The organism is uncultured Veillonella sp. (genome assembly GCF_963534045.1).
Classification (GTDB): domain Bacteria; phylum Bacillota; class Negativicutes; order Veillonellales; family Veillonellaceae; genus Veillonella.
The window spans coordinates 1-5,240 of sequence record NZ_CAUSQT010000067.1 but is presented as its reverse complement, the minus strand read 5'-3'; the positions used below and the strand labels follow the sequence as shown (position 1 = coordinate 5,240).

Annotated in this window: 4 protein-coding genes; all 4 read left to right on the top strand. The window is 42.6% G+C overall.

Features of this window, described 5'->3' with window-relative positions; genetic code table 11:
* The first annotated feature begins 100 nt into the window (after positions 1 to 100).
* The 4 genes from hcp (at position 101) to RYP29_RS08075 (ending at position 5,076) form a co-directional block, all read left to right on the top strand.
* On the top strand, positions 101 to 1,666 hold the full coding sequence (hcp, locus tag RYP29_RS08090; protein ID WP_005377073.1) for a hydroxylamine reductase: 1,566 nt from the start codon (positions 101 to 103) through the stop codon (positions 1,664 to 1,666).
* A gap of 328 nt (positions 1,667 to 1,994) precedes the next feature.
* Complete coding sequence (sdaAB, locus tag RYP29_RS08085; protein ID WP_005383948.1) at positions 1,995 to 2,657, top strand: L-serine ammonia-lyase, iron-sulfur-dependent subunit beta; 663 nt, start codon at positions 1,995 to 1,997, stop codon at positions 2,655 to 2,657.
* A 9-nt stretch (positions 2,658 to 2,666) separates the two neighbouring features.
* Positions 2,667 to 3,539: an L-serine ammonia-lyase, iron-sulfur-dependent, subunit alpha gene (sdaAA, locus tag RYP29_RS08080; RefSeq protein WP_119982630.1), complete on the top strand. Its 873-nt coding sequence runs from the start codon at positions 2,667 to 2,669 to the stop codon at positions 3,537 to 3,539.
* Positions 3,540 to 3,663: 124 nt separating this feature from the next.
* Positions 3,664 to 5,076, top strand: coding sequence for a CCA tRNA nucleotidyltransferase (locus tag RYP29_RS08075; protein WP_311533005.1), 1,413 nt, complete (start codon positions 3,664 to 3,666; stop codon positions 5,074 to 5,076).
* Positions 5,077 to 5,240: the final 164 nt, after the last annotated feature.

Sequence of the window (5,240 nt, the reverse complement as noted above, 5' to 3'; positions counted from 1 at the left end):
AATGTAATCAATCAGACACCTGATAATTCATCAGTGTAATGTATAGGTTTTATATTATCTAGCTTGAATGCGAGGAAGTCTCGCAAAGGAGGATTTTTAAATGAGCATGTTCTGTTATCAATGCGAACAATCTGCAGCACCAGGCGGCTGTACTGTACAAGGTGTATGTGGTAAAACTGCACCAGTTGCTAACTTACAAGACGAATTAACTGCTGCTTTAGTTGGTTTAGCACGCGCTTTAGACGTAAAAGGCCAAACTAAAGAAGGCGTTGACTATTTAATGCGTGGTTTGTTCATGTGTGTAACAAACGTAAACTTCTCTGAAGACCGCGTTCAAGAATTCATCGACGAAGTAAACGCTTATCATGCAAAAATCGATAGCGCAGCTCAAAACTTCGATTGGGAACAATTGTGGAAAGGTGAAGAAGATATCGTATCTCTTCGTTCCACATTATTGTTAGGTATGCGTGGTATGGCTGCTTATGCATGGCATGCTGCACGTCTTGGTTTCCATGATCCTGAAGTTGATGCTTGGTTCATCAAAGGCATGGTAGAATTCGCTAAAGACCACAGTGCTGAAGAATGGTTGAACTTGTTGATGGAATTCGGTCAAATCAACTTGAAATGCATGGCTATTCTTGATAAAGCTAACACTGAAACATATGGTACTCCAGTACCAACTACAGTACCTTTGACTGTAGAACCAGGTCCTTTCATCGTTGTAACTGGTCATGACCTTCACGACTTGAATCAATTGTTGGAACAAACTGATGGTAAAGGTGTAAACATCTATACTCATGGTGAAATGTTACCTTGCCACGCTTACCCTGAATTGAAAAAACATCCTCAATTGAAAGGTAACTTCGGTACTGCATGGCAAAACCAACAAAAAGAATTCGTTGACGTTCCTGGCGCATTCTTGTTCACTACAAACTGCATTATGCCACCAAAAGAAAACTACAGAGCTAATATCTTCACTACAGATATGGTAGGTTTCGACGGCTGTGCACACGTAGAAGAAAAAGCTGATGGCACTAAAGACTTCTCCGCTGTTATTGAACGCGCCATCGAATTGGGCGGCTACAAAGAAGCTCAAGAATTCACTGGCATCAACGGTGGTCACGAAGTAACTACTGGTTTCGGTCACGGTACAGTATTGGGTATTGCTGATAAAGTAATCGACGCTGTAAAAGCTGGCGCAATCAAACACTTCTTCTTAGTTGGTGGTTGTGACGGTGCTAAAGTAGGCCGTAACTACTACACAGAATTCGTAAAACAAACTCCAGATGATACTGTAGTATTGACATTGGCTTGCGGTAAATTCCGCTTCAACGACCTTAACATCGGTGAAATCGGTGGTATCCCTCGTATCCTTGATATGGGTCAATGTAACGATGCTTACTCCGCTATTCAAGTAGCAGTAGCTTTGGCTGGTGCATTTGAATGTGACGTAAACGACTTGCCATTAACATTGGTATTGTCCTGGTACGAACAAAAAGCAGTATGTATCTTGTTAACATTGTTGGCATTGGGTATCCGCAACATCTACATCGGACCTTCCTTGCCTAAATTCTTCTCCAGCAATGTATTGAACATTTTGGTAGAAAAATTCCAATTACATCCAATTACAACTCCAGAAGCTGATATGAAAGCTATCTTGGGCTAATCGGATTAAAAACTGATAACAGCGGCCTTAATCCCCTCTCTCTTATATGATTCGGGCTGTTGCTATATAAATTAGGCTATGCCATCTTCGGATGGTATAGCCTTTTTTGTCGTCAAAATAAATACGACATATGGGGTTGTACTATGGGGATTTGCTATTATTTTTTTGGCTGAGTTATATTAATAGTTAATTAATGGAATAGAGGTATGTTTGCCAACAGTGGACAAACATACCTCTATTGTGCATATAGACAAGCCTCGATATTGATTGCTATACTATAGATAAGAATTAGATTATATCTTTATTTATATATGCATAGAGGCTCATTATGAACAGTATTTTTGATATTATCGGCCCTGTTATGATTGGCCCATCTAGTTCGCATACCGCTGGTGCAGCACGGCTTGGCAAGATGGCTCGTTGTATATTTGGGAATACGCCGAAGAAGGTTGAAATGACCTTGTATGGGTCGTTTGCAAAAACATATAAGGGGCATGGTACAGATCGTGCCTTATTAGGTGGTTTATTAGGCTTTAAAGAGGATGATAAACGCATCCGCAATGCAAAGGAACTCGCTGATGAAGCAGGTTTAGACTATACTTTCATCGAATCACCACTCGATATAGGCCATCCGAATGTAGTTAAGTTTGATCTATACGGCGACCATAATCGTCATATGGCCGTTGTAGGTCGTTCGATTGGTGGTGGTCAAATCATGATTACCGAGGTTGATGGCAATGATATGTCCATTACGGGCGATGAATTTACCCTTGTTGTATTCCATGAGGATAGACCTGGTGCAATTTCTCTAATTAGTCAGGCCTTGAGTGAATCGGATATCAACATTGCGTCCATGCGCGTGTTTAGAAAGGGTAAATATAAGGACGCGGTTATGGTAATTACTACAGATTCCGTTGTAAACCCTATTACAGTACAATTTATGCGTGAATGCCCAGGCATCCAAGATGTGATGACCTTTGAGGCCCTATAGGAGGATATGATGAGTTACGAATATGAAACGATAGCTGATATTATCCGCCTTAGCGAAGAGAATAACATATCTTTTGGTGATGTGGTAATGCGCAGTGAACTAGAACAGTATGATCGTAGTGAAAAGGAAATCGTTAAAGAAATTAAGCATCGATTAAGTATTTTTGAGGCCTCCATTCACGATGGTATGCGTCATTTACAGCGGACTCAATCCAATATGTCTGGTGGAGATGCGGCTCGTTTAATGAAACGAAAACCATTATTCATGAGTGAAACTGCTTATAAGGCGATGTCTTATGCTATTGCGGTCAACGAAGCTAATGCGAAAATGTTCAGAATTGTGGCTTGCCCAACGGCGGGTTCTTGTGGCGTTATGCCTGGCGCCATTCAAGCCGTGGCTGAGCAATACAAACTAGATAGAGATGTCTTGGTGAAAGGATTCCTTGCCGCATCAGGCGTAGGGAATGTGGTTGCTAATCGCGCTTGTGTAGCCGGTGCGGTCGGTGGCTGTCAAGCTGAGATTGGTACAGCTGCATGTATGGCGGCAGCTGCCATTGTAGAAATGATGGGCGGTACTGCTCGTCAGGTCGGGCATGCCGTGTCATTGTGTATGAAAAATTTACTAGGCCTTGCGTGTGATCCTGTGGCAGGTCTTGTTGAGGTGCCCTGTGTGAAACGGAATGGCGTGTATGCCGTTCATGCCATTACAGCGGCTGAACTTGCTTTAGCTGGTATTGAAAGCCAAATTCCTACCGATGAGGTAATTGAGGCCATGAATAATATTGGCCGCGCTATGCCTGCAGCCCTTCGCGAAACAAGTGATGGTGGCTTAGCAGTCACTCAAACAGGTCTTGCCATAGCGGAGAAAGTTTGTTCACTATAATTACATATATACAAAAGGTTCACTATTATGAGCATAATCTGCAATGTGCTTATAGTATGTGAGCCTTTTTTCATAACCCTATTTGTAGTACAATAAAAAGATAAATAGAAGGGAGGGTAGATGTATGGAACAAGCTATACGTTTGCTGACAATTTTAGAAGAAGCGGGCTTTGAGGCTTTCATTATTGGCGGCGCTGTGCGAGATATGCTCATGCATGTAAAGCCACACGATTATGATATCGTTACATCTGCCCGACCTGAACAGGTCATCTCTGTTTTAGGTGATGCGAATATTGAAACCACAGGCATCATAGGTAAGTCCTTCGGTGTGGTAGTGGCCATTGTAGATGGAAAACATTATGAAGTGGCTACGTATCGCAAGGAACGATATGGGGCAGATAGCCATCGCCCTGAAGAAGTCATCTATGCAGATACGCTCGAAGAAGATGTAAAACGTCGCGATTTTACCGTTAATGGTATGGCGATGAATCGCTATAAAGAGGTTATCGACCTAGTCGGTGGGCGCCGAGATATTAAGCATAAGGTTTTGCGCACCATCGGGAATCCAACGGAACGGTTCCAAGAGGATGCACTGCGATTATTTAGAGCTTGCCGATTCGTTGCAAAACTCGATTTTCTTCCGGATAAATCCCTATTAGAGGCCATGCCAAAAGCATTCCACCGTGTATCGGGGCTTTCACTAGAACGAGTGCGCAATGAATTAGACCGGTTATTATTGGAACCAGCAGTTGCAAAAGGGCTAGATGTACTCGTCCAATCGCGCTTGGCAGAATGTTCGTGCCGCGTCGTTGAAAATGGGGCAATTAAAGAGGTTCCTATATTGCCAGAGCTATATCATTTGGTGGGATTGCCTCAAGAAAAGGCGTTTCACGAATTTGATGGATGGTATCATACATTGGCTGTCGTTTCAGAAACGGAACCTGATTTAACCCTTCGTTGGGGCGCCCTATTACATGATGTGGCAAAGGGAATGCCTACCATTAGGCAAGTTATCAATGGACGCTACACCGACCGAGGCCATGATAATCTAGGCGCAGAGATGGCCTATGACCTATTGATTCGTCTCGGCTATAATAAGAAATTTGCTAGTCGCGTTTCGTGGATTGTTAAAAATCACATGCGCTTTCATTTCTTCGTGCAAAATGAAGAGGCAGATGAGAAAAAATGGATGCGCAAGGAAATTCGAAGTGGCGAGTTTAGAGATAGTCAAAGTATGCGGGAAGCATGGTTGCAATTGGCGAAGGTTTGTGCGGCCGACGTCCTTGGTTGTGGTAAGCCATATTCCGTTACTGATGGTACATTGGCGTTCGGGGAATGTATGGCTGATTTAAGCCTAGAAATGCCTGTACATACAAAAGATTTGAACTATGACAACCGCGTTCTAGAAGCCTGTGGCGATAATGTGGCGAAAGGGTTACAATATTTGATGCAACAGGTGCAAAATGGTGTCGTTAACAATACACCGGATGATTTATATGAAGCGCTTATCCATAAGTTGCAGAGGTCATCGAAGTAATATATTGAGTGGGAGACCATAATGAATATTTCAGGGAATGATAATAAGCGAATTGAATATACGGTACGCGTATTACTGTGTATTGCTGTCGTATTAGTGGGGCGCTTATTCTTTTTACAAATAATAGATAAGTCTGATTTGCAGGCGAAGAACTTGAGCCAAGT